The following is a 22,151-nucleotide window of genomic DNA, read 5'->3' as shown; positions in this document are numbered from 1 at the left end:
CGCAAGAAAACTTTCTTACAGCCCTTTCACTATTCAAGTACACCGAACTGCTGAGTGAACTTGAAAAGTTCACTGTCGGTCTTGATACCCAACTTCCGATAGGCTGATTGCTTCTGCGTGCTGATCGTACTCGCGCTGCGCGAAAACTTTGCCGCAATTGAACTCACTGACATCCCATCGAGGAAACAGCGCAATACTTCTTGTTCCTTGGGTGTAAGGCTGGTGTTCAGCCGTAATGAACTTGATGGTTCCATTTTCGATTTCATGTTGCCCATATCAGAAACAGGCTGCATGCCCTGGATGGCCGACAGCATACAAGGCTGCAAGTAGATACGGCCTTGGGCGACCGTTCGGATAGCCGTGATTAACTCCGTCAGTTTCTGGGTCTTGCCCAAGACTCCCCAACTGCCCGCCTTCAACGCCAATGATACGGTCGCCGGGGTGTAGTGCGAGGATACGACAATCGGCCTGCATTGCCCGAAGCGTCGGCTCAACGTCTGGATCAAGCCAAGGCCGTCCAGGTCGGAAGGGCCGAGGATGAAGTCCATCACCACCACATCCGCAGGCCTCAGCGCCAAAGCCTCCAACAACTCCTTGCCCGTGCCGAAAGAGCCGATCACCGCAAGGTCTGCCTCATTGCCCAACCCCAGCTCGATCCCCTGTCGAACCATCTCATGATCATCAAGCAACATGACGGTGTGCATATTGGATGTAGAAGTAGGCATCAAGAAACCCGCTCAAGTGATTACCGCTCATTACGAAAATTCTCTCTTTAGTTCGAGCACGGTATATCCCAGCCACACGCAGGTATCAACACGCAACAATAATAAGTCCTTTTCTTTCAGCTGCGTCTTACATCCCGCTCTTACAAAAAAAGTAAATACAACTACTTTGAATCAGCCAGGAGATTTTCGAATAATCACGAGGCAAATCTAGAGACTTCTCTATAGGCAACATGCTCTTTCCACGACACATTATGTGCTCCGCCACTTGGATAAAACCCGGTGCAGCGATCGCTGCCTGTGGCGGATCAAAAAGATAATTCACGAAGTGGGAATACTATGAAATTCAACACGCTCTCTACCCTAGCGGCAGCTATTGCCTTGGCCGCTGCTGCATCGCAAACCGCACACGCTGCCAATGACGGCACCATCAATTTCACTGGATTAGTGAACGATGTGACCTGCACGGTTGAAGGTTCGGCACCGGGCACCGGGGCAGTGGTCAAGGACGTCAACCTGGGCGGTGTATCCGCCGCCCGACTGGCGAGCGCGGGCGCTCGAGCCAACCTGACAGGCTTCACCATCCGTATTGGTGCACCCGGTGAAGGCAGCTGCACCAACGGTCGCACCGCCATGGTTGCATTCGACCCCACCAGCCCCGCCATTGACGTGGCCACCGGCCGCTTGAACATCGACGGCTACGATGACCCGAGCGACACCGCTAACGCCAAGAATGTCCAGGTTGAAGTGACCAACCGCGATGGCACGCCAATCCACGTGTACACCGAGAAATCGGAAGGCGTGGTGATCGCCGACAACCAGGCAGTGATTCCACTGGCCGCGCAAATGTACGCCACCGCTCCCGCCACAGAGGGCACGGTCAAGACTCGCGTTGGCTTCATGGTCGTGTACGCCGATTAAGGGACCAATGGGCCTGCGCCAGCAGGCCTCGCATGAAACGGGCCTGCCGCAGTCAGGCAGGTCCATCCCCCCGATTCGAAGAGTTGCGACACTATGAAAAAAATGGCTCGCCTTGCGCTTGCCACCTGTGCCGTTGGGTTGCTGTCGCTCAAAGCGATGCCCGCCCATGCAGGGGTGATTATTTATGGGACCCGCGTGATCTTCCCGGCCGAACATCAAGAGGTCGTCGTGCGGCTGGAGAACAGAGGGGACCGACCCGCCCTGGTGCAAGCCTGGCTGGATGCCGGTGACATCCGCTCAACACCCGCGACTGCGCAGACACCGTTTACGCTGTCACCACCGATCTTTCGCATCGAGCCTCATCAACAGCAGGCGTTGCGCTTGCGCTACTCCGGCGAACCCGGCCCCACCGACCGGGAAAGCCTGTACTGGCTGAACGTGCTGGAGGTGCCACCGGTGACAGCGGGCGCCGAGCAGAACAATCAGATCGAGTTGGCGTTTCGGACCCGCTTGCGTGTGTTCCTGCGCCCTCAATCGTTGCCCTACCCGGTGGCCAGCGCCCCTTCGAAACTGCAATGGCAGCTGGTACCTCACAATAACGGCTACGCACTGCAAGCGACCAACCCGACGCCTTACCATATTTCGCTGACATCGGTTGACCTGCTGAGCCAAGGCAAACGGTTCAGCAAAGCCGCGAACCAGGACCCCAATGACGGTCTGTTGATGCCGTCCGGCGATGTGAAACTGTTTGCGCTGCCGCAGTTGCGCGATCGCCCCAGCGGCACGCCCAAAGTCGAATTCACCAGCGTCAGCGACTTCGGCGCCCGCGTTCGCCACTCGGCGAGCCTTAGCCCTTCAGCCGTGAGATGAGCACCGCCATGAACGCAATGTCTCTCACACACCTGCCCAGGTTCATCGCAGTCGCCTTCGCGCTGTTCGGCACTGCCGTCGCACACGCGAGTGTTGTCATCGGCAGCACCCGCATTGTCTACCCGCAGAACGACAAAGAAGTCACGGTGCGGCTTGAAAGCAAGAATCAGGCGCCGGTGCTGATCCAGGCCTGGCTGGACAATGGCGACGAGTACTCGACGCCGGATCTGGCGGGCGTACCCTTCGTGACCACACCGCCGATCTTCCGCATGGAGCCCGGCAAACAGCAGGTCGTACGCCTGGCGTATACGGGCGAGGCCCTGCCATCGAAACAGGAAAGCCTGTTCTGGTTCAACGTGCTGGAGGTGCCTTCCCAGGCACAAGGCGGTCCGCAGGACAATCAGTTGCAGCTGGCTTTTCGCTCGCGGATCAAGCTGTTTTTCCGTCCGCCGAATCTGCCTTATAGCGTGGAAGAGGCGCCAGGCAAACTGCAGTGGCGACGCGAGTCCACCGAGCAGGGCCAGGTCCTCGAAGTCTATAACCCCACCCCGTATCACGTGACGTTCGACCAGGTCGATGTGCTGGAGGCACAGCAACGCCATGCCCGCAAGGCTGTGGCGTCCGGCACGGACAACATGGTGGTGCCGGGAGGACGCAACCGCTTCGAGCTGCCCAGCCTCAAGTCACCGCCGAACCCCTCGCAAACCGTGGAGTTCCAGACGCTCGACGACTTTGGGGTGGCCATCCCTCACCGCGCCAAGCTCGCCAAATGAAGGCCTGAATACGCCAGCGGCGACATTCGTCTAGCCGCTGGCAACGCTATCCACTTCGTTACACACGTTCGGCTAATGCCCCTTTTTTTGGGCAGGGGTTCCCTTTGCCCAAATTCGGACAGTCCTTATTTTTGAGAATGGTAAACATGAGTTCCAACACGCCTGCCAGCGTAAGCGCCGGATCCCTGTCACGTCGTCAATCGATGCTCATGGCGCGCTGCCTGTTGCTGCTCAGTAGCGTCAATGCCGTGGCCGCCTACGGTGTCGAGAATGTCGAGTTCAACCCCGCCTTCTTTCCGGATCGGGCGGTCGACCAGCAGGTCGACATTTCAAAGTTCAGCCGCGGCAACATCGTGCTGCCCGGCACTTACCGCACCGATGTCTACCTCAACGGCCAGTGGATCGGGCGTGAAACCGTGGTCTTCGTCGCCGTTGAAGGCCAGGACTCGGCGCAGATGTGCCTTGAGCGCGACGCACTTGTCCGGTTTGGCATCGATCTGGATGCGCCGAAAAATCAACCCGCCGAGGCCGGCCAGCCGCCTGCACCGGAGTTTTCCCGCTGCGATGACATCGCAACCTACCTGCCCGGCAGCAGCAGCCAGTTCGACTCGGGCGAGAACCGCCTGGAACTGCAGGTGCCGCAGATCTACCTGCTGCGCCAGGCGCGGGGCTATGTCGACCCCAAGCACTGGGACAGCGGCGTTGACGCGGCCTTCGTGCGCTACAACGTCAACTCCTTCGCGACACAGACCAATGGCCGCACCATCGACTCCCACTACCTGGGCTTGAACACCGGCCTCAACCTGGGTGAATGGCACTGGCGACATAACGGCAGCTTCAGCCGCAACGATAGCAGTGCTGGCTATCAAAGCAGCAGCACCTACGTGCAGCGCGAACTGGCCCCGCTGCGCTCTCAATTGGTGGCGGGTGAGATCTTTACCTCGGGCGAGCTGTTTGACAGCGTACGCATACGGGGCGCCAGCCTGTTCAGTGACGACCGGATGCTGCCTGACTCTATGACTGGCTTCGCACCGGTCGTACGTGGCATCGCCGAAACCAACGCGCGGGTCACCGTGCGCCAGCGCGGTGTGCTGCTCGATGAAGTGTCCGTGGCTCCCGGCCCGTTTGTGCTCAACGACCTGTTTGCCACAGGCTATGGCGGTGACCTGACCGTCACGATTACCGAGGCCGATGGCCGCAAGCGTGAGTTCATTGTTCCCTTTGCCGCCAACGCCAACCTGTTGCGCGCCGGCTACAGCCGCTACTCATTGAGTGTCGGCAAGCTGGATGAGATCGGGCTGCGCTATCCGCCGACCCTGATGCAAGCCACTTACCAGCACGGCCTCAGCAACCTGCTGACCGGCTACACCGGCGTGGTGATGGGCGAAGACTATCAATCGCAGTTGCTGGGTGCGGCTTTCAACACGCCGTTCGGCGCGCTATCGCTTGACCTGACCAACTCCTCCGCGAAGCTTCCGGGCCACGACTCCCGTGGCGGGCGAAGTGTGCAGTTGCGCTATAGCAAGAACTTCACCGACACCGGCACCCACTTTGCCCTCGGTGCCTACCGCTACTCCACGGAGGGCTTCCTGAGCGTGGCCGACGCCGCACGGGCGCGCGACCTCGCCATCGACGACCGCAGCCTGGACAACCTTTCACGCCTGCGCGACCGGATGGACATCAGCCTCAACCAGAGCCTGGGCAACGGCTCGGTGTACCTGACCGGTTCCTCACAGAACTACTGGAACCGCAGAAGCGGCAACCTGACGTTCACCACGGGCTACACCGGCAGCTGGAACGGCCTGCACTACACCCTCAGCGCCCAGCGCACCAAAGACTTGCTGAGTGACCGCGTCGACAAGCAAATCGAGCTGAGCCTGAGCTTCCCGTTGGGCAGCAGCCCTCGCTCGCCAACCCTGACCACCACGGCGTATCGCGGCAATCGAAGCAGCGGCGAGCGCGCAAACCTCGGTGGCAGCCTGGGCGAACGCAACGAATTCACCTACGGAGTGGGAGGCAGCCATACCCAGGGCGGTGGCAGCTCCGCCAGTGCCGACATAAAGTATCAAGCCAGCCAGGGCGTGCTGTCCGCCAGTTATGGGCAAAGCAACACCTACCGTACAGCGTCCCTCGGCATGACCGGCGGTGTGGTTGCCCACGCAGGCGGCGTGACCTTCGCCCCGGAACTGGGCGACACCATTGGCCTGGTCCAGGCCCCCGATGCACAGGGCGCACGCATCAACGGCAACCACAGCGCCCAGGTCGGCACGAGCGGTTACGCCGTGGTGCCCCACCTCACGCCTTACCGCCAGAACGTCGTCGAACTGGACCCCAAGGACCTGTCCGTCGATGTCGAGCTCAAGACGGCCGCGCAAAACGTCGCGCCTCGTGCAGGTTCGGTGGTGAAGCTGCAATTCGAGACCGTCAGCGGCCAGGCGATCCTGATCACTGCACGACGTGAGGATGGCAGCCCGCTGCCGTTCGGTTCGGATGTGTTCGATGAAAGCGGTGCGAGCGTCGGCGTTGTCGGCCAGGGCGGCAAAGCCTTTGTGCGGGTTGCACATGATCAAGGGGCGTTGACCGTCAGGTGGGGCCCGAATGCCAATGCCACCTGCCAACTGAACTACCGCCTGGACAAGGAGCCTGGGGCCGAGGGTGGCAAGCGCCTGCGCCAACTGGACGCTGGCAGCTGCCGAGCAGGTACAGGCGGTTGATCGAGGGTGAGGGGCAAGTCGCTCCTCACCCTTAAACACCCTTTCTCATGACGGGACTGAAGATGAAACACTCCATCACATTCATTTCGATACTGCTGGCCCTGGGCATGCCGATTGCCGCCCATGCGGCGTGCGATCGGTACCCGAACATGCAACACAGCGTGACCTTTCCCAACAGCACTATCCCCGTGCCGGAAAGTCTTGGCGTAGGCCAACTGATCACCAGCCAGACCTTCGCAGGGCCTTATCCGACGTTCTACATGTGGTGCCCCACCGCGACACCGACGTTTCTCACCGGGCGATTTACATCAGCCCAATCGGCGCCGGGCGGGCTGATTTACCACACCAATGTTCCCGGTATCGGCATGCGTGTCATGGTCACGTTGACTTCCGGTGCGCCCTACTCCGCGAAACTCAAGACTGAAAGCCTCGTATCGGCCCCTGGGCGAATCCTCTGGGGGGCGACAAGGTTGGTGGCGGAGTTTTACAAGTTGGGCCCGGTCACCACCGGCACCCTGCCCAGCGGCGAGATCCAGCACAACAATTGGGATGGCGGCAAGGGCCATTACCGGATGGTATTGAACAACTCCATCCGCTTTGTGAACCCGGCCTCCACCTGCGACCTGGCTGCAGGCGACGTCAACCGCACTATCCCTTTGCCGACCGTGCGAGTGAGCGCGTTCAACAATGCCGACAGCGCAGGCGCGAGCAATTTCGAGCTGACCGCCACGTGCAGCAATGCGTCCAGCGTCACCTTCCGCTTTACGGGCGCTCCTGCCCCCGGGAACGCCTCGCTCTTCAGCAATACCGGCACTGCCGGCGGTGTGGCCCTGTGGCTGTACTCCCGCACCGGCGGAGCAAACCAGACCATCAGTAACAACGGTACGCGTACGGTCGCCGTCTCCGGCAATCGCGCAGTCTTGCCGCTGGGCGCGGCTTATCACAAAAACGGCACGGTTCGCCAAGGCACGCTCGCCACTACCACCACCGTCAACATCACTTACAACTGAGTACGCAGGCAGGCCGCCACCGCCTCCGAGGAGAGCGGGCCTCTCTGTCATGGGGAAACCGAGGAAAATGAAACCAACTATAAAACTTGTTTCGCTAATGCTGGGGATTGGGATGCCAATCGCCGCCCAAGCGACTTGCCCCAGGTATCAGAACGACACACTGACCCTCAATCTGCCGGCGACTATCCCTGTACCTGACAGCCTGCCTGTCAACGGTGTGATCATTCGCCAGGCATTCAACGGTGCGGCTCCCGGCTGGAACACCTTTTGCGTACTGGCCACCCGATGGGTCAACGGGCGCTACCCGAATAATCATAACCAGGGTGTCCACCCCACTGAGGTTCCAGGCGTTGGTGTGGCCGTTCGGATGACAATGAATGGTTTAGGCAGTGCGCTCTTTACGCTTCATAACCTGCCTCAGGCCTTAGTTACCGGACCGGTCTCAAGCTTCACCTCGGCAGAAGCGACCTTCTACAAGATCGGTCCAGTCACCACCGGGACAGTTCCCCCTGGGTACTTCTTCGAACAAAAATGGCTTAAAACATCGAGCACTTTTCGCCTGCAAATGGGCAGCGCCGTGCGTTTTGTCAGGCCTGCCGCCACCTGCGACCTGGCGACAGGCGACGTCAACCGCACCATCCCACTGCCGACCGTGCGGGTGAGCGCGTTCAACAACGCTAACAGCGCAGGTGCGAGCAACTTCGAGCTGTCGGCCACTTGCAGCAATGCATCCAGCGTCACCTTCCGCTTTACCGGAGCACCCGCCCCTGGGAACGCCTCGCTCTTCAACAACACCGGCTCTGCCGGCGGTATCGCCCTGTGGCTGTACTCGCGCACCGGTGGGGCAAACCAGACCATCAGCAACAACGGTACACGTACGGTCGCCGTCTCCGGTAATCGCGCGGTCTTGCCGCTGGGCGCGGCCTATTACAAAAACGGCACGGTTCGCCAAGGCACGCTCGCCAGCACCACCACCGTCAACATCACCTACAACTGACCCCCAAAGGACCTCCTGATGAAGATCCAAACCCTGCCTCTCCTGCTGGCAATCACTGCAAGCCTGGCCACCCATGCGGTGCAGGCCGCGACCACCGGAACACTGAGATTCACCGGCCAGGTCAATGCGGGTACGTGCAATCTGGCGGCTGGTGATGTGAGCCGCAGCATCGTATTGCCGACCATCAAGATTTCAGACTTTGACAACATCACCTACGCCGGCGAGCGTCAGTTTGACGTTACTGCCGACTGTGAGTCCGATATCCGCAACGTGTATTTTCTATTTACGGGTACCCCTTCGGGCGGAAACGCCGGACTGTTTGCCAACACAGGCACATCCAAGGGCACAGGCTTATGGCTGGTCCATCGCACACCTTCCGCGGTGACCATCCCGGCCAACGGCACCCCCGCCCAACGTACCCGTACGGTGCCAACCAGCAACCGGAAAGCCGTGCTGCCACTGTCGGGCTACTACGCTGTCAGCCACACCGCTGCGGATGTCACCCAAGGCACGCTGGTCACCAACGTGACCGTGTCGATCACCTACAACTGACGCTCTGAGACCCAGGCAAAAAAACGCCCGACCTTCACAGGCCGGGCATTTTTGTGTGTCCCGGAAAATCAGGACTGACTGGATGGCGTCGGTGTTGCCGGCGTTGCAGTCGGGGTAGCAGGTGCTGGCGTTGGCGCGGACACCGAGTTGGCTGTCGAGGCGACTGGCGCTGTCGCAGGCTTCACTGCGGCTGGTTTTTTCGCAACCGCAGGCTTCTTCGCGGCGGCGGGTTTGGCCGCAGGCTTGGCAGCGGGTTTGACTGCTGGTTTTGCAGCGGCTGGCTTGGCGGCAGGTTTCGCAGCAGCAGGCTTGGCGGCTGCGGTTTTAGCGGCTGGTTTGGCAGCCGGTTTTGCCGCGGCTTTGGCCGCTGGTTTTGCAGCAGGTTTAGCGGCCGGCTTGGCAGCAGCCTTGGCGGCCACTGGTTTAGCGGCAGGCTTGGCGGCCGGTTTTGCGGCTGCGGTCTTGGCGGCTGGCTTGGCGGCTGGCTTGGCAGCAGCTTTAGCCGCAGGTTTTGCCGCCGGCTTGGCGGCGGCTTTTACCAGAGGCTTGGCCGCAGGTTTCGCAGCGGGTTTGGCCGCAGCAGTTTTAGCCGCCGGCTTGGCAGCCGGTTTTGCAGCGGCCGCTTTCACGGGAGCCACTTTAGCGCCCGTCAGCTTTTCAATTTGCTTGGTCAGGGTATCGACCTTGCTGTGCAGCGTTTTCAGTTCAGCTTTGCTCGGCACGCCCAGTCGCGAAACAGCACTGGCGAGACGCTTGTCGAAAGTCTGTTCCAACTTCTCCCAAGTGTCAGCAATGCTGGATTTGGCGGAGCCGGCAGTTGCCTTGGCCGCTTCAACTTTTTTTCCAACCGTGGTTTTGGTCAACTTCTCGGCCTTCTCGCCGTCCTTGACCAAAGTCTCGAAGTATTTGCCGCCGTCACTGCTAACCTTCGAGTACACGCCTAAACCAGCAAGCCAGATCTTACGGGAATATTTTTCAACTTCCCCGACCCACGAGCTGCCTTCTTTCTGAGTAGTCTTTTTAACAGCCATCCCGATGTCTCCTTAGTGTTTACGCGCGACACGTTCTAGCAATGTCGTCAGCTCTTCGAGCTTAGCAGAGAGTGTCTCAACGTCATGTTTAGACGCAATGCCGATTCGATTCAAGGCACTGGCAACGCGAGTATCAAAAGCTTTTTCAACTTTATCCAGCTGAACTTCTACCAGACCTTTGACCGTGGAGACATTACTCTTTACTTGGTCAATCTGACTGTTGGCGGCTTCAAGTTGTTCAACTGCAACTTTTTTGCCTTTGCTTTCAACATGTTGACCCGTTTTAACCAGCGCTTTGAAGTACTCGCCGCCCTCGCTTCCGACCTTGGCGTAAGCACCAAGACCCGCCAACCAAATCTTGCGGGCGTAGGACTTAACCTCACTCAGGGTGGTGGTCTGGGCGTCGATTTTTTTCTTCAGGATAACTTTGGCCATGGTGCACCTCACGCAGAATAGGGGGGAGGAACGGCCCACAGGAGTTGAGGGCTTGGGCACAAAGTAGGCGGGAAAATTAGAATCGGCACCCTAAGAACAATGGGATCACGCCAACGCCTTGTCCAACGCCTTTTCGATTTCAGACTTGATGGTGCCACTCATGGCTGACATCAACAGACCCAGCTCCACATCAATACGCAGCGAATCATCGGCGACTAACACCGTGCCTTTAACCCCCGAACGCTTGAGGTTCAAGGTATCGCCGGACCACGACGGCTCCAGGCCGTATTGCTCCTTGAGTTTGTGCGCCAACTTGTCGGCCTTTGCCCGCGCGCCCTCTTTACCCAGGGAATGTGCACGCTCAACAGTTATACGGGCCATTGCAATGACTCCTCTTTATAGGGACTTGGATACCTTCGATGCGGCAAAAGGTCTCGCTGACCGCCCATCTTACCTTCAGCCTTGCCAAGACAAAGCAGGCCTTGGGGATTATCATGTCCCGCATTCTCTTTTGGTGACAGCGATATGACTGATCAGCGCAAAGGCAGCGATGCCGAACCCACCACTCACTTCGGCTTCAAGAACGTCCCGGAAAGCCAAAAGGCGGAAAAAGTCGCCGAGGTGTTCCACTCCGTCGCGGCCAAGTACGACCTGATGAATGACGTGCTGTCGGGCGGCATGCACCGCCTGTGGAAGCGCTTCACCATCGAGTTGTCGGGCGTGCGCACCGGTAACCGTGTGCTGGACATCGCCGGCGGCACAGGCGACCTGGCAGCCAAGTTCTCCAAGCTCGTCGGTCCTACCGGCCAGGTCGTGCTGGCAGACATCAATGGTTCGATGCTCAAGGTCGGTCGCGACCGCCTGCTGGACAAAGGCGTGGCCGGCAATATCGAGTTCGTCCAGGCGGATGCCGAGAAGCTGCCGTTCCCGGACAACCATTTCGATTGCGTGACCATCGCCTTTGGCCTGCGTAACGTGACCCACAAGGAAGACGCGATCCGCTCGATGCTGCGCGTACTCAAGCCGGGTGGCCGCCTGTTGGTGCTGGAATTCTCCAAGCCGACCAACGCGCTGATGTCCAAGGTCTACGACACCTACTCGTTCGCCTTCATGCCGTTGATGGGCAAGCTGATCACCAATGACGCCGAGAGCTATCGCTACTTGGCCGAATCGATCCGCATGCACCCCGACCAGGAAACCCTGAAGTCGATGATGGTAGAGGCCGGTTTCGACCGCGTGACCTACCACAATATGACCTCGGGCATCGTCGCCCTGCACCGTGGCATCAAGCCCTGATGTTGCTCGCCGGCCTTCTCGCCAGCGTTGAACACGGCCTCAACCGTGTGCTGCGCCTGGACAGCACCGCCCTGGCGCGGCTTGCGCACCTCAGCGGCAAAGTGATTGCCGTCGACTGCCGCAGCCCCGCCTTGCAGCTGTTCATCCTGCCCAGCGATGAAGGCCTGATGCTCGCGACCCAATGGGCCGCCGAAGCCGACTGCACCCTGCGGGCACCGGCATCGAGCCTGTTGCACCTGGCCCTGAGCCGCAACAAGACCGCCATTTTGCACAGCGCCGAAGTGGAGCTGGAAGGCGACAGCTCGGTGCTGATGGACCTCGCCGCCATCCTGCAGGACCTGGAACTGGACTGGGAATACGAACTGTCGCGCTGGATCGGCCCCGTCGCCACCCAGTTGATCAGCGGGCACCTGCGCAGCCGTTCGCGCTGGTACCAGCAAGGGTTCGCCAGCCTCAACCAGAACCTCGCCGAATACCTGAGCGAAGAATCGCGCACCCTGGTCGGAGAGCGGGAAGCGCAAGCGCGCTTTCGTGAACTCGACAAGGCCAAAATCGACCTGGAACGCCTCGAGGCGCGCTTCGAGCGCCTGAGCCGTTCCCTTGATCCAAGCGATAACGCATGAAGCTGCTCGCCGTCCGCCGTTTGTTTCGTATCCAGCGCGTCGTAATCCGCTACCGCCTCGATGACCTGCTGTTCGCCCTGCCGCTGCCGTGGTTCCTGCTTGCCGTGCGCTATGTGCTGCCGTGGCGCTGGTTCCCGCGCAAACAGCTGGAGCTCAGCCGTGGCGCGCGCCTGCGCCTGGCGTTGCAGGACCTGGGGCCGATCTTCATCAAGTTCGGGCAGATCCTCTCGACCCGCCGCGACCTGCTGCCCGAGGACATCGCCGACGAGCTGATGCTGTTGCAGGACCGCGTGCCACCGTTCGACTCCCAGCAATCGATGAAGCTCATCGAAGAACAACTGGGCCAGAAGATCAGCGACGTGTTCAGCCGCTTCGACGTCGACCCGCTGGCCTCGGCCTCGGTCGCTCAGGTGCACGCGGCGCAGCTCAAGACCGGCGAAGAAGTGGTGGTGAAAGTGATCCGCCCAGGCCTCAAGCCGATCATCGGCCAAGACCTGGCGTGGCTGTTCATCCTCGCCCGCGCTGCCGAACGTTTCAGCGCCGATGCACGCCTGCTGCACCCGGTGGACGTGGTCGCCGACTACGAAAAAACCATCTACGACGAACTCGACCTGCTGCGTGAAGCGGCCAACGCCAGCCAGCTCAAGCGCAACTTCGAAGGCTCGCCGCTGCTGTACGTGCCGCAAGTGTATTGGGACTGGTGCCGCCCCAAAGTGCTGGTGATGGAGCGCATCTACGGCGTGCAGGTCACCGACCTCGCCACCCTGGCCGACCAGCGCACCGACATGAAGATGCTCGCCGAGCGCGGCGTAGAGATCTTCTTCACCCAGGTGTTCCGCGACAGTTTCTTTCACGCCGACATGCACCCGGGCAATATCTTCGTCAGCACCGTCAACCCGTGGAGCCCGCAGTACATCGCGATCGACTGCGGTATCGTCGGCAGCCTCACCCCGGAAGACCAGGATTACCTGGCGCGCAACCTGTTCGCCTTCTTCAAGCGCGACTACCGCCGCGTGGCGCAATTGCACATCGACTCAGGTTGGGTACCGGCGGAAACCAAGCTCAATGAATTCGAAGCGGCGATCCGCACGGTGTGCGAGCCGATCTTCGAAAAACCGTTAAAAGATATTTCCTTCGGTCAGGTACTGATGCGCCTGTTCCAGACTGCGCGGCGCTTCAATATGGAAGTGCAGCCGCAGCTGGTACTGCTGCAAAAAACCCTGCTGAACATCGAAGGCCTGGGCCGCCAGCTGTACCCGGACCTCGACCTGTGGAACACCGCGCAACCGTTCCTCGAACGCTGGATGCGCGAGCGGATGAGCCCGAAAACCGTGCTGGGCAACCTGCACAGCCAGATGGAACAACTGCCGCACCTGGCCAACATGACCCGCGACCTGTTGGAGCGCATGTCCCAGCCCCACGCCAAGGACCCGGCGCCGCCGTGGCACAAGCGCAAGGACGACTGGTTCCTGCGCCTGCTGGGCGCCGCGCACCTGGTCGGCGGCGTGATGCTGGCCATCGGTGGCCCGCTGAACCAACTGGGCCACTGGCCGGCCGGCATCATGATCGCCGTGGGCGTTTATCTGATCGTGCGTCGATAGCCAATCCGGTTATACACTGTCGCAAATTGCCGGAGCCGAACATGAAAGACTGGCTGGACGAGATCAAGTGGGACAGTGACGGCCTGGTGCCGGCCATTGCCCAGGACTACAAGACCGGGCGCGTATTGATGATGGCCTGGATGAACCGCGAGGCCCTGAGCCTCACCGCCACTGAGCAGCGCGCCATCTACTGGTCACGCTCGCGTGGCAAACTGTGGCGCAAGGGCGAAGAGTCCGGGCACGTGCAGACCCTGCACGAGATGCGCATCGACTGCGACGCCGACGTGGTGATCCTGATGGTCGAGCAGATCGGCGACATCGCCTGCCACACCGGCCGTCACAGCTGCTTCTATCGCGTGTTCGAGAACGGCGAATGGAAAGTTGTAGAACCGGTGCTCAAAGACCCGCACGCCATCTACTCGGCAGGACACTAGACATGAGCGATACCCTGAACCGCGTGGCCCAGGTGCTGGAAGACCGCAAAGGCGCGGACGCCGACAGCTCCTATGTCGCCAGCCTGTACCACAAGGGCCTGAACAAGATTCTGGAAAAACTCGGCGAAGAGTCCATCGAGACCATCATCGCCGCCAAGGACGCGCAGCTCAGCGGCGATTACAGCGATGTCATCTACGAGACCGCCGACTTGTGGTTCCATAGCCTGGTCATGCTCGCCCAACTGGGGCAGCACCCACAGGCTGTGCTGGATGAACTGGACCGTCGCTTCGGCTTGTCCGGGCACGCCGAGAAGGCCTCGCGCCCGTCCGCCTGAATAACCAAGACTAGAGGATACGCAGCATGGGCATTTTTGACTGGAAACACTGGATCGTCATTCTGGTGGTGGTGGTACTGGTATTCGGCACCAAGAAACTCAAGAACCTGGGCACCGACGTGGGCGAGTCGATCAAGGGCTTCCGTAAAGCCATGAACGACGACGAAAAGCCGGCCGACCCTGCCGTCAACCCCGTGCCTCCGGCGCAGCCTGTGCACCCGCAGGCCACCCAGCCGATCACCGAGCGTCGCACCTTCGACGTGCAGGCTGAGAAAGTCGAAGAGCCGACCCGCAAAGACTCGTGAGCACTGACTAATGTTTGGTATCAGCTTCTCTGAACTGCTGCTCGTCGGCCTCGTGGCCCTGCTGGTATTGGGGCCGGAACGCCTGCCCGGTGCCGCGCGCACGGCCGGCCTGTGGATCGGGCGCCTGAAACGCAGTTTCAACGCCATCAAACAGGAAGTTGAACGGGAAATCGGCGCCGACGAGATCCGCCGGCAACTGCACAACGAGCACATCCTCTCGTTGGAGCAGGAAGCCCGCAAGATTCTGTCGCCCGTGCAGGAGCCAGCCAAACCGGTGGAGCCTGCGGTTGAAAACAGCATCGCGCCCACCGTTGAAGCCGCCCCCGTGGCACCGACCGCGCCAACCGAGCCTGCGCCGACGCCTGCCGCGTCGCCCGCGCCCCATGACCCTACATTGCCGCCGCGAGCCCCATGAGCGCTGATAAACCGGAAAACGACCAGCACATGCCGCTGGTCTCGCACCTCACCGAGTTGCGTACCCGCCTGCTGCGGTGCGTAGCGGCCATCTTCATCATCTTTGCCGGGCTGTTTGCCTTTACCCAGCAGATCTACACCTTCGTCTCCACGCCGCTGCGCCAGTACCTGCCGGCCGGCGCGACGATGATCGCCACCGACGTGTCGTCGCCGTTCCTCACGCCGCTGAAGCTGACCATGATGGTCTCGCTGTTCCTGGCGATCCCGGTGATCCTGCACCAGATCTGGGGTTTCATCGCACCGGGCCTGTACAAGCACGAAAAGCGTATCGCCGTGCCGCTGCTGGTGTCGAGCATCCTGCTGTTCTACACCGGCATGGCGTTCGCCTACTTCCTGGTGTTCCCGCTGATCTTCAAGTTCTTCGCCGCCGCCACCCCGGCCGGCGTGGAAATGATGACCGACATCACCAGCTACCTCGACTTCGTGATGACGCTGTTCTTCGCCTTTGGCGTGGCCTTCGAAATCCCGGTGGCCGTGGTGCTGCTGGTATGGATCGGCGTGGTCAACGTGGCGTACCTGAAGAAGATCCGCCCCTACGTGATCATCGGCTGCTTCGTGGTCGGCATGATCCTCACGCCGCCGGACATTTTCTCCCAGACCCTGCTGGCCGTGCCGATGTGGATGCTGTTCGAGATCGGCATCCTGTTCAGCAGCCTGATCAGCAAGCGCGGCGAACACCCGGATGACCAGCGCGACGACGACCAGCCGCCAGCGACCCAGCCGTGAACCTGCTGCTGCTGGAGGAGGCCGATTTCATCGCGGTCGACCGCGTGGTGTTGCGTGATCGACGCCTGGTGCACATGCAGGAAGTCCACCGCGCCGCCGTAGGCGACAGCCTGCGCGTCGGCCGCATCGGCGGCTTGATGGGCAATGCCCAACTGCTGCGCCTGGAGGCCGCTGAAGCCGAGCTGCACGTGAGCTTCGACCAGCCGCCGCCGGCCAAACTGCCGCTGACCCTACTGCTGGCCCTGCCGCGCCCGAAGATGCTGCGCCGGGTGTTGCAGACCGTGGCGGCCATGGGCGTGCCCAAGGTGGTGCTGGTCAACAGCTACCGGGTGGAAAAGAGCTTCTGGCAAACGCCGTTCCTGGAACCCGAGGCGATTCGCGAGCAACTGATCCTCGGTCTGGAACAGGCGCGGGATACGGTGCTGCCCGAGATCATTATCGAGAAGCGCTTCAAGCCGTTCGTCGAGGACCGCCTGCCGGCGATGACTGAAGGCACCCTGGGCCTGGTCGGTCATCCTGGCGACTACCCAGCCTGCCCCCGCGGGTTGGATGAGCCGGTGACCCTGGCCATCGGCCCGGAAGGTGGCTGGATTCCCTACGAAGTGGACCTGCTGGCCAAGGCCGGTTTGCAGCCGGTGCAACTGGGCGCCCGCATCCTGCGCGTCGAAACCGCCGTCACCGCCCTGCTCGCCCGACTCTTCTAACCTACCGAAGCAACCCTGTGGGAGGGGGCTTGCCCCCGATAGCGGTGTGTCATCCAGCTTATCTGTAGCTGACCCACTGCAATCGGGGGCAAGCCCCTCCCACCTGGGTACAGCTTCGCTACAGAATTGCGCGTGCTGGCCGATAACCTTTGAATAAGTCCAAGCCTTGTTCCAGGGGAGTTCGCAGCATGTATCGTTGGTTAGCCGAAAAGCTGGGGAATGTCAGCGTCAAAACCAAACTCGGCGTGGGCTTCGGCCTGGTATTGCTGCTCACGTTGATGATCACCTTCACCGGTTGGACCGGCCTGGGGGATGTCACCAGTCGCGGTGACAAGCTGGGCTATATCTCCAGCCTCAACGGGCTGACCAAGGACTTGCGCCTGGCGCGCCTGGACTTCGAAATGCGTCGCGGCGAACAAGGTACGGACGCGGTCAACGGCCTGATCGCCAAACTGGACAGCGGCCTCAAGACCGCCGCCGACCTGATCGAGCAACCCGACGACAAGGCCCTGGTGGAACAGCAACAGGACGCCTTGAACCAATACAAAAAAGCCTTCGGCGCCATGGTCCAGGCCGGGCTCAAGCGTGAAGGTGCGCGCAGCAAGCTGGGCGACACGGCCGACAACGCCGTGGCCAAGGTCAGTGAGGTGGAAAAGTCCCTGCTGCAAGGCGACAGTGTCACGCAGTTCAACAGCGTGGTCGACCTGAGCAAACTGATCCAGCAGGCACGCTTCCAGGTGCGCGGCTACACCTACAGCGCCAAGGTCGAGGCGGAACAGCCGGCCCTCGACGCGATTGACAACGCCGTGAAGAAAATCACCGCGCTGGAGGGCCAACTGCCTGCGCAGTACCAGGCCAACCTGCAAGAGGCCAGCACTTCACTGCAAGCCTACCGCGCCGCCGTCAGCCAGTACCGCGACTCCCAGACGGCCGCCGCCGACGCGCTGAAAATCATGAGCGCCCAGGGTGACATCCTGCAGAGCCACAGCGAAAAACTCACCACCTCGCAAACCGTGGTACGTGACGCCGACGCCGCGCGGGCCAAACAACTGTTGCTGCTGGCGACCGTGCTGGCGCTGATCTTCGGCCTGGTGGCCGCCTGGGCCATCACCCGCCAGATCATCATTCCGCTGAACCAGACGCTGCAGGTGGCAGAACGCGTAGCCTCCGGCGACCTGAGCCACAACCTCACGTCCGTGCGCCAGGATGAACTGGGCCAGTTGCAACGCGCCATGCAAAGCATGACCGTCGGCTTGCGTGAGCTGATCGGCGGGATCAGCGACGGCGTCACCCAGATCGCCAGCGCCGCCGAGCAGCTGTCGGCCGTGACCGAACAAACCAGCGCCGGCGTCAACAGCCAGAAGGTCGAGACCGACCAGGTGGCCACCGCCATGAACGAGATGGCGGCTACCGTGCAGGAAGTCGCGCGCAACGCCGAGGAAGCCTCTGAGGCCGCCGTGGCCGCCGATCAACAGGCCCGCGAGGGTGACAAGGTGGTGGGCGAAGCCATCGCCCAGATCGAACGCCTGGCCACCGAAGTGGGTAATTCTACCGTCGCCATGGGCGACCTGAAGCGCGAAAGCGACAAGATCGGCAGCGTGCTTGATGTGATCAAGTCCGTTGCCCAGCAAACCAACCTGCTGGCCCTCAACGCCGCGATTGAGGCCGCACGTGCCGGGGAAGCCGGGCGAGGTTTCGCCGTGGTGGCGGATGAGGTGCGCAGCCTGGCCCAGCGCACCCAGAAGTCCACCGAAGAGATCGAAGAGCTGATCGTCGGCCTGCAAAACGGTACCCAGCAGGTCGCGACCATCATGGACAACAGCCGTGGCCTCACCGACAGCAGCGTCGAGTTGACCCGTCGCGCCGGCAGCGCCCTGGCGAGTATCACGCGCACGGTCTCGACCATCCAGGCGATGAATTCCCAGATCGCCACCGCCGCCGAGCAGCAAAGCGCAGTGGCCGAAGAGATCAACCGCAGCGTGCTGAACGTGCGGGATGTATCGGAGCAGACCTCCGCCGCCAGCGAAGAAACCGCAACGTCCAGTGCCGAACTGGCGCGCCTGGGCATCTACCTGCAAACCCTGGTGGGCCGCTTCAAGGTCTGACCTTCCCTACGGCGGTGGCCTGTCCCGGCCACCGCTGCACCTTGTGAAATTTCCTACGCGCTTATCAGGCGAGCGACTGCGCCACCGACGCTCGATCGCACTAGTGTTCAAGTTGGTTCAAGGTTTTCGGCACCCCTGGTGACGAGATTGCGAGCCGACCGTGTTCACCCGTGGGAGATTCACCATGTTTCATCGACTCACTCGCTTGCTGGACAACGCCAGCGTCAGGCTCAAGCTTGCGTTGGGCTTCGGCCAGATCCTGGTCCTCAGCCTGATCATCGCCCTGACCGGCTGGCAGTCCCTTAACGCGGCCCTGTACCGCTCCGAAACCCTCAGCGCACTCGGCCACCTGGCCGTGACCGGCGAAGAGTTGCGCGCCGATCATTTGCTCTATCAAGTGCAGGGCGATCCCCGGAACCTGAGCAACATCAGCCGGCACCTGGACAAAATCGACACGCATCTGGCGACACTCTCCGGTCGGCTTAAGGACTCAGCCGACCTTGAGCGCGTTGAGCGAGCCCAACGCCTGGCGAACCTGTTCAAGGAAGGGATCGGCAACACGCCACCCCAGCCGCAGTTGGAGCAACAACTCAACCAACTGCTGGAACAAAGCGACCTGCTCAGCCAGGGCCAGGCGCTCAAGCGCAGTCTCGAAGCCGACCAGAGCCGAGTCCGATTACTGGGCATAACAGCTGCCGCACTGTTGCTCGGGGCCTGGGCCGCCTGGATGATCGCCCGCCAGATTGCAGTGCCGCTACGCGAAGCGCTCGCCACCGCGCGTCGCATTGCCGATGGCGACCTGAACCCGGGTGCGGAAGTCCTCCGCAAGGACGAGTTGGGCCAATTGCAACGGAGCATGAGGCGCATGACCACTCAGTTGCGCACCCTGATCGGGGGGATCGGCGACAGCGCCCGGCAGATCGCCAGCGCGGCGACACAGTTATCGGCCGTCACGGAGCAAACCCGCGCGGGGGTGAATAACCAGAAAGACGAAACCGACCAGGTCGCCACCGCGATGAACGAAATGCTCGCCACCGCACAGGAAGTGGCCCGACACGCCGAGCAGGCCTCGATCGCAGCCAATGAAGCGGATCGGCAAACCATCGCGGGTGACAAGGTGGTTGCGCAGGCCGTTGAACAGATAGGCCAACTGGCAGATGAAATGGCGCTCTCGGGACGCGCAATGCTGGCGTTGCAACAGGAGAGCCAGAAGATCGGCAGCGTGCTGGATGTGATCAAGTCCGTGTCCCAGCAAACCAACCTGCTGGCGCTGAATGCCGCCATCGAAGCCGCCCGCGCGGGCAGTGCCGGCGAAGGCTTTGCGGTGGTGGCCGATGAAGTGCGCAGCCTGGCGCAGCGCACCCAGGCGTCAGCCGAGGAAATCCAGGCACTGATCCAGGGGCTGCATACCGGCACCCAGCACGTCGCCGACATCATGGACAGCAGCCGCAGCCTGACCGACTACAGTGTCGAGCTGACCCGCGACGCAGGTGACGCCCTGGCAGCGATTGCGCGCACGGTCTCGGTGATCCAGGAGATGAACCCGCAGATTGCCGCTGCGGCCGAACAGCAAAGTGCAGTGGCCGAAGAGATCAATCGCAGCGTGTTGAAGGTGCGGGATGTGTCGGAACAGACCGCCGCCGCCAGCGAGGAAACGGCGGCGGCGAGCGTCCAACTGACCAAACTGAGCCTGGATTTGCAGACGCTGGTCGGCAAATTCAGGCTCTGAGCCTTACAGGACCTGGCGCAGGAACGCCTGGGCCCGTGGGTCTTTCGGTGCATCAAAGAACTCGGCCGGGGCGGCATCTTCGAGCAACTTGCCATGGTCGAAGAACAGCACGCGATCAGCCACCTCGCGGGCAAAGCCCATTTCGTGGGTGACGCAGACCATGGTCATGCCTTCCAGGGCCAAGGTCTTCATCACATCCAGCACTTCGCCGACCATTTCCGGGTCCAGCGCGGAGGTGGGTTCGTCGAACAGCATCACCTTGGGCTCCATCGCCAGGGCCCGGGCAATCGCAACCCGTTGCTGCTGGCCGCCGGACAGGCGCGACGGAAACTCGTTGGCTTTCTGGGCAATGCCAACCTTTTCCAGTAGCGCCAGGGCCTTGGCCTCACGCTCCTGCTTGCCGCGCTTGCGCACGACTTTCTGCGCCAGGCACAGGTTCTCCAGCACGGTCATGTGGGGGAACAGGTTGAAGTGCTGGAATACCATGCCGACTTCGCGGCGGTACGCATTCACATCGGTCTTCGGATCAGCCAACTGCAAGCCGTCGATGCTCACCGAGCCGGAATCGAATGCTTCCAGGCCGTTAAGGCAGCGTAGGAAGGTGGACTTGCCAGAGCCCGACGGCCCGATCACCACCAGCACTTCGCCCTTGGCCACCTGGGTGGTGACATGGTCCACCGCACGGACCACATGGCCACGGGTGTCGAAGACTTTTACCAGATCGCGGACTTCAATCACTTTGCGCGAGCCTCCGCTCAAGCCGGCTGGCCATTTTCGACAGCGGCAGGTTGATCAGCAGGTACAGGCCTGCGACACAGAACAGGATTTCAAACGGTGAGAACGAGGTGGTGATGACTTCACGACCGCTCTTGAGCAGTTCGGTAATCGCGATCACCGACACCAGGGACGTGTCCTTCACCAGACTGATAAATTGCCCGGCCAACGGCGGCAACACGCGCTTGAACGCCTGCGGCAACACCACGTGGCGCATCGACTGGCTGGCACTCAGGCCCAGGGAGCGGGCGGCTTCGTTCTGGCCACGGGTGATGGACTGCACGCCGGCGCGGACGATTTCCGCCACGTAGGCACCGGTAAACAGCGACAGCGCGGCGATCCCGGCAAATTCCCGGGACAGGTTTAGCACCGTGCCGATAAAGAAATAGAAAATGAAGATTTGCACCAGTAGCGGCGTACCGCGTACCAGTTCGACGTAGATCGTCGACAGATCCCGCAGGGTCGGGTTGCTGGACAAGCGACACAAACCCGTCGCCAGCCCGATCGCCAAACCGAGGATGCCGGACACCACCGACAGCCACAGCGTGGTCCACAAGCCCCACATCAACGGCCCCAACGCCCACTGCCGGGTCACGCCCACCACATCGCCTTCGGCCACATCATCGCCACGCGCCACTTGCAGGCTGTTGTCGGCCACGGTCAGCTTTTGCTCGGCGCCCGCGTCGTTGCGCAGCGTCACTTCGGCCACATCGCCTTTGCGTACCAACTCGACCACGGTGGAGATGTCAGCGGCGCGCTGGGACGTTTCGGCCTGGTAGGCGAAGTATTGCGGTACACGGTTCCAGCGCCACTCATAGGACATCAACGAAGTGGCGTAGTACAAGGCGCCGGCCAGGCCGACCAGCACGAACACGGTCAGCAGGTGCCAGGGCCATTGGGCTTTTTTCTGTTTCATTTCAAGTTCCGGGATTGGTGTTGCTTGTCAGGCCGTCTTCGCGAGCAAGCCCGCTCCCACATTTTGACCAGGTTCCAACAGGAGAAGGCGGTCGAATGTGGGAG

Annotated in this window: 24 protein-coding genes; 18 read left to right on the top strand and 6 right to left on the bottom strand. The window is 61.3% G+C overall.

What is annotated here, in order from left to right; all coding sequences use genetic code 11:
- Positions 1 to 29: 29 nt before the first annotated feature.
- Positions 30 to 692 carry a response regulator transcription factor gene (locus BLR69_RS23635; RefSeq protein WP_071497238.1) on the bottom strand — a complete coding sequence of 221 codons (663 nt, stop codon included), beginning with the start codon at positions 690 to 692 and terminating at the stop codon, positions 30 to 32.
- A gap of 369 nt (positions 693 to 1,061) precedes the next feature.
- Here BLR69_RS23635 and BLR69_RS23630 point away from each other — a divergent pair, with 369 nt between their 5' ends.
- The 7 genes from BLR69_RS23630 (at position 1,062) to BLR69_RS23600 (ending at position 8,559) form a co-directional block, all read left to right on the top strand.
- Positions 1,062 to 1,643, top strand: coding sequence for a fimbrial protein (locus tag BLR69_RS23630; RefSeq protein ID WP_071497094.1), 582 nt, complete (start codon positions 1,062 to 1,064; stop codon positions 1,641 to 1,643).
- Positions 1,644 to 1,736: 93 nt separating this feature from the next.
- A complete protein-coding gene (locus BLR69_RS23625; RefSeq protein WP_071497093.1) occupies positions 1,737 to 2,513 on the top strand; it encodes a fimbrial biogenesis chaperone in 777 nt (258 codons plus the stop codon).
- A gap of 8 nt (positions 2,514 to 2,521) precedes the next feature.
- Positions 2,522 to 3,286, top strand: coding sequence for a fimbrial biogenesis chaperone (locus BLR69_RS23620; protein WP_071497092.1), 765 nt, complete (start codon positions 2,522 to 2,524; stop codon positions 3,284 to 3,286).
- A 146-nt stretch (positions 3,287 to 3,432) separates the two neighbouring features.
- On the top strand, positions 3,433 to 6,000 hold the full coding sequence (locus tag BLR69_RS23615) for a fimbria/pilus outer membrane usher protein (protein WP_071497091.1): 2,568 nt from the start codon (positions 3,433 to 3,435) through the stop codon (positions 5,998 to 6,000).
- 62 nt (positions 6,001 to 6,062) lie between these two features.
- Entirely contained in the window at positions 6,063 to 7,010 is a 948-nt protein-coding gene (locus tag BLR69_RS23610; RefSeq protein ID WP_071497090.1) for a fimbrial protein, read from the top strand.
- 112 nt (positions 7,011 to 7,122) lie between these two features.
- Positions 7,123 to 8,007 (top strand): fimbrial protein, encoded by an 885-nt coding sequence (locus BLR69_RS23605; protein WP_232000936.1) that lies wholly within the window; start codon positions 7,123 to 7,125, stop codon positions 8,005 to 8,007.
- A gap of 18 nt (positions 8,008 to 8,025) precedes the next feature.
- Positions 8,026 to 8,559 (top strand): fimbrial protein, encoded by a 534-nt coding sequence (locus BLR69_RS23600; RefSeq protein WP_071497089.1) that lies wholly within the window; start codon positions 8,026 to 8,028, stop codon positions 8,557 to 8,559.
- Positions 8,560 to 8,627: 68 nt separating this feature from the next.
- Here BLR69_RS23600 and BLR69_RS23595 read toward each other — a convergent pair whose 3' ends face one another.
- From BLR69_RS23595 to BLR69_RS23585, 3 genes are all read right to left on the bottom strand, one after another.
- Complete coding sequence (locus BLR69_RS23595) at positions 8,628 to 9,590, bottom strand: phasin family protein (protein WP_071497088.1); 963 nt, start codon at positions 9,588 to 9,590, stop codon at positions 8,628 to 8,630.
- Positions 9,591 to 9,602: 12 nt separating this feature from the next.
- The gene (locus tag BLR69_RS23590; RefSeq protein ID WP_071497087.1) at positions 9,603 to 10,025 is read right to left on the bottom strand and encodes a phasin family protein; all 423 of its coding nucleotides are present in this window, start codon (positions 10,023 to 10,025) and stop codon (positions 9,603 to 9,605) included.
- A 105-nt stretch (positions 10,026 to 10,130) separates the two neighbouring features.
- The gene (locus BLR69_RS23585) at positions 10,131 to 10,406 is read right to left on the bottom strand and encodes a polyhydroxyalkanoic acid system family protein (protein ID WP_025858683.1); all 276 of its coding nucleotides are present in this window, start codon (positions 10,404 to 10,406) and stop codon (positions 10,131 to 10,133) included.
- Positions 10,407 to 10,550: 144 nt separating this feature from the next.
- Between BLR69_RS23585 and ubiE the strand changes: the two genes are divergently transcribed.
- The 11 genes from ubiE (at position 10,551) to BLR69_RS23530 (ending at position 20,357) form a co-directional block, all read left to right on the top strand.
- Complete coding sequence (gene ubiE / locus BLR69_RS23580; protein WP_003171186.1) at positions 10,551 to 11,321, top strand: bifunctional demethylmenaquinone methyltransferase/2-methoxy-6-polyprenyl-1,4-benzoquinol methylase UbiE; 771 nt, start codon at positions 10,551 to 10,553, stop codon at positions 11,319 to 11,321.
- Entirely contained in the window at positions 11,321 to 11,944 is a 624-nt protein-coding gene (locus BLR69_RS23575; protein ID WP_071497086.1) for a ubiquinone biosynthesis accessory factor UbiJ, read from the top strand. Before ubiE ends, BLR69_RS23575 begins: the two co-directional genes overlap by 1 nt.
- Positions 11,941 to 13,545, top strand: a complete 1,605-nt coding sequence (gene ubiB, locus BLR69_RS23570; protein ID WP_071497085.1) for a ubiquinone biosynthesis regulatory protein kinase UbiB — start codon at positions 11,941 to 11,943, stop codon at positions 13,543 to 13,545. Before BLR69_RS23575 ends, ubiB begins: the two co-directional genes overlap by 4 nt.
- 41 nt (positions 13,546 to 13,586) lie before the next feature.
- On the top strand, positions 13,587 to 13,979 hold the full coding sequence (gene hisI / locus BLR69_RS23565) for a phosphoribosyl-AMP cyclohydrolase (RefSeq protein WP_058423690.1): 393 nt from the start codon (positions 13,587 to 13,589) through the stop codon (positions 13,977 to 13,979).
- A gap of 2 nt (positions 13,980 to 13,981) precedes the next feature.
- Positions 13,982 to 14,314, top strand: a complete 333-nt coding sequence (locus BLR69_RS23560; RefSeq protein ID WP_058423691.1) for a phosphoribosyl-ATP diphosphatase — start codon at positions 13,982 to 13,984, stop codon at positions 14,312 to 14,314.
- Between the two features lie 26 nt (positions 14,315 to 14,340).
- Entirely contained in the window at positions 14,341 to 14,619 is a 279-nt protein-coding gene (locus BLR69_RS23555; protein WP_016979166.1) for a twin-arginine translocase TatA/TatE family subunit, read from the top strand.
- A gap of 10 nt (positions 14,620 to 14,629) precedes the next feature.
- Positions 14,630 to 15,034 (top strand): Sec-independent protein translocase protein TatB, encoded by a 405-nt coding sequence (gene tatB / locus BLR69_RS23550; protein WP_071497084.1) that lies wholly within the window; start codon positions 14,630 to 14,632, stop codon positions 15,032 to 15,034.
- Positions 15,031 to 15,819 carry a twin-arginine translocase subunit TatC gene (tatC, locus tag BLR69_RS23545; RefSeq protein ID WP_058423693.1) on the top strand — a complete coding sequence of 263 codons (789 nt, stop codon included), beginning with the start codon at positions 15,031 to 15,033 and terminating at the stop codon, positions 15,817 to 15,819. Before tatB ends, tatC begins: the two co-directional genes overlap by 4 nt.
- Positions 15,816 to 16,523, top strand: coding sequence for a 16S rRNA (uracil(1498)-N(3))-methyltransferase (locus tag BLR69_RS23540; protein ID WP_071497083.1), 708 nt, complete (start codon positions 15,816 to 15,818; stop codon positions 16,521 to 16,523). The genes tatC and BLR69_RS23540 overlap by 4 nt, the downstream gene beginning before the upstream one ends.
- 188 nt (positions 16,524 to 16,711) lie before the next feature.
- On the top strand, positions 16,712 to 18,628 hold the full coding sequence (locus tag BLR69_RS23535; RefSeq protein WP_071497082.1) for a HAMP domain-containing methyl-accepting chemotaxis protein: 1,917 nt from the start codon (positions 16,712 to 16,714) through the stop codon (positions 18,626 to 18,628).
- Between the two features lie 184 nt (positions 18,629 to 18,812).
- Entirely contained in the window at positions 18,813 to 20,357 is a 1,545-nt protein-coding gene (locus BLR69_RS23530) for a methyl-accepting chemotaxis protein (protein ID WP_071497081.1), read from the top strand.
- Positions 20,358 to 20,360: 3 nt separating this feature from the next.
- On the opposite strand, the gene BLR69_RS23525 is transcribed toward BLR69_RS23530, so the two are convergent.
- Together BLR69_RS23525 and BLR69_RS23520 are read right to left on the bottom strand one after the other, a co-directional pair.
- Entirely contained in the window at positions 20,361 to 21,095 is a 735-nt protein-coding gene (locus BLR69_RS23525) for an amino acid ABC transporter ATP-binding protein (protein WP_071497080.1), read from the bottom strand.
- Positions 21,088 to 22,047 (bottom strand): amino acid ABC transporter permease, encoded by a 960-nt coding sequence (locus tag BLR69_RS23520; protein WP_071497079.1) that lies wholly within the window; start codon positions 22,045 to 22,047, stop codon positions 21,088 to 21,090. Before BLR69_RS23520 ends, BLR69_RS23525 begins: the two co-directional genes overlap by 8 nt.
- Positions 22,048 to 22,151 lie beyond the last annotated feature (104 nt).

The sequence above is a fragment of the Pseudomonas azotoformans genome, from assembly GCF_900103345.1.
GTDB classification, from domain to species: domain Bacteria; phylum Pseudomonadota; class Gammaproteobacteria; order Pseudomonadales; family Pseudomonadaceae; genus Aquipseudomonas; species Aquipseudomonas azotoformans.
Note: the sequence above shows the minus strand (reverse complement) of the source record. Positions and strands in the feature narration are given on the sequence as shown.

What these genes read in the sequence shown, in the direction of transcription:
- BLR69_RS23635 (WP_071497238.1), bottom strand. Translation starts at nt 692, where the DNA reads ATGTTGCTTGATGATCATGAGATGGTTCGACAGGGGATCGAGCTGGGG.
- BLR69_RS23630 (WP_071497094.1), top strand. Translation starts at nt 1,062, where the DNA reads ATGAAATTCAACACGCTCTCTACCCTAGCGGCAGCTATTGCCTTGGCC.
- BLR69_RS23625 (WP_071497093.1), top strand. Translation starts at nt 1,737, where the DNA reads ATGAAAAAAATGGCTCGCCTTGCGCTTGCCACCTGTGCCGTTGGGTTG.
- BLR69_RS23620 (WP_071497092.1), top strand. Translation starts at nt 2,522, where the DNA reads ATGAACGCAATGTCTCTCACACACCTGCCCAGGTTCATCGCAGTCGCC.
- BLR69_RS23615 (WP_071497091.1), top strand. Translation starts at nt 3,433, where the DNA reads ATGAGTTCCAACACGCCTGCCAGCGTAAGCGCCGGATCCCTGTCACGT.
- BLR69_RS23610 (WP_071497090.1), top strand. Translation starts at nt 6,063, where the DNA reads ATGAAACACTCCATCACATTCATTTCGATACTGCTGGCCCTGGGCATG.
- BLR69_RS23605 (WP_232000936.1), top strand. Translation starts at nt 7,123, where the DNA reads ATGCCAATCGCCGCCCAAGCGACTTGCCCCAGGTATCAGAACGACACA.
- BLR69_RS23600 (WP_071497089.1), top strand. Translation starts at nt 8,026, where the DNA reads ATGAAGATCCAAACCCTGCCTCTCCTGCTGGCAATCACTGCAAGCCTG.
- BLR69_RS23595 (WP_071497088.1), bottom strand. Translation starts at nt 9,590, where the DNA reads ATGGCTGTTAAAAAGACTACTCAGAAAGAAGGCAGCTCGTGGGTCGGG.
- BLR69_RS23590 (WP_071497087.1), bottom strand. Translation starts at nt 10,025, where the DNA reads ATGGCCAAAGTTATCCTGAAGAAAAAAATCGACGCCCAGACCACCACC.
- BLR69_RS23585 (WP_025858683.1), bottom strand. Translation starts at nt 10,406, where the DNA reads ATGGCCCGTATAACTGTTGAGCGTGCACATTCCCTGGGTAAAGAGGGC.
- ubiE (WP_003171186.1), top strand. Translation starts at nt 10,551, where the DNA reads ATGACTGATCAGCGCAAAGGCAGCGATGCCGAACCCACCACTCACTTC.
- BLR69_RS23575 (WP_071497086.1), top strand. Translation starts at nt 11,321, where the DNA reads ATGTTGCTCGCCGGCCTTCTCGCCAGCGTTGAACACGGCCTCAACCGT.
- ubiB (WP_071497085.1), top strand. Translation starts at nt 11,941, where the DNA reads ATGAAGCTGCTCGCCGTCCGCCGTTTGTTTCGTATCCAGCGCGTCGTA.
- hisI (WP_058423690.1), top strand. Translation starts at nt 13,587, where the DNA reads ATGAAAGACTGGCTGGACGAGATCAAGTGGGACAGTGACGGCCTGGTG.
- BLR69_RS23560 (WP_058423691.1), top strand. Translation starts at nt 13,982, where the DNA reads ATGAGCGATACCCTGAACCGCGTGGCCCAGGTGCTGGAAGACCGCAAA.
- BLR69_RS23555 (WP_016979166.1), top strand. Translation starts at nt 14,341, where the DNA reads ATGGGCATTTTTGACTGGAAACACTGGATCGTCATTCTGGTGGTGGTG.
- tatB (WP_071497084.1), top strand. Translation starts at nt 14,630, where the DNA reads ATGTTTGGTATCAGCTTCTCTGAACTGCTGCTCGTCGGCCTCGTGGCC.
- tatC (WP_058423693.1), top strand. Translation starts at nt 15,031, where the DNA reads ATGAGCGCTGATAAACCGGAAAACGACCAGCACATGCCGCTGGTCTCG.
- BLR69_RS23535 (WP_071497082.1), top strand. Translation starts at nt 16,712, where the DNA reads ATGTATCGTTGGTTAGCCGAAAAGCTGGGGAATGTCAGCGTCAAAACC.
- BLR69_RS23530 (WP_071497081.1), top strand. Translation starts at nt 18,813, where the DNA reads ATGTTTCATCGACTCACTCGCTTGCTGGACAACGCCAGCGTCAGGCTC.
- BLR69_RS23520 (WP_071497079.1), bottom strand. Translation starts at nt 22,047, where the DNA reads ATGAAACAGAAAAAAGCCCAATGGCCCTGGCACCTGCTGACCGTGTTC.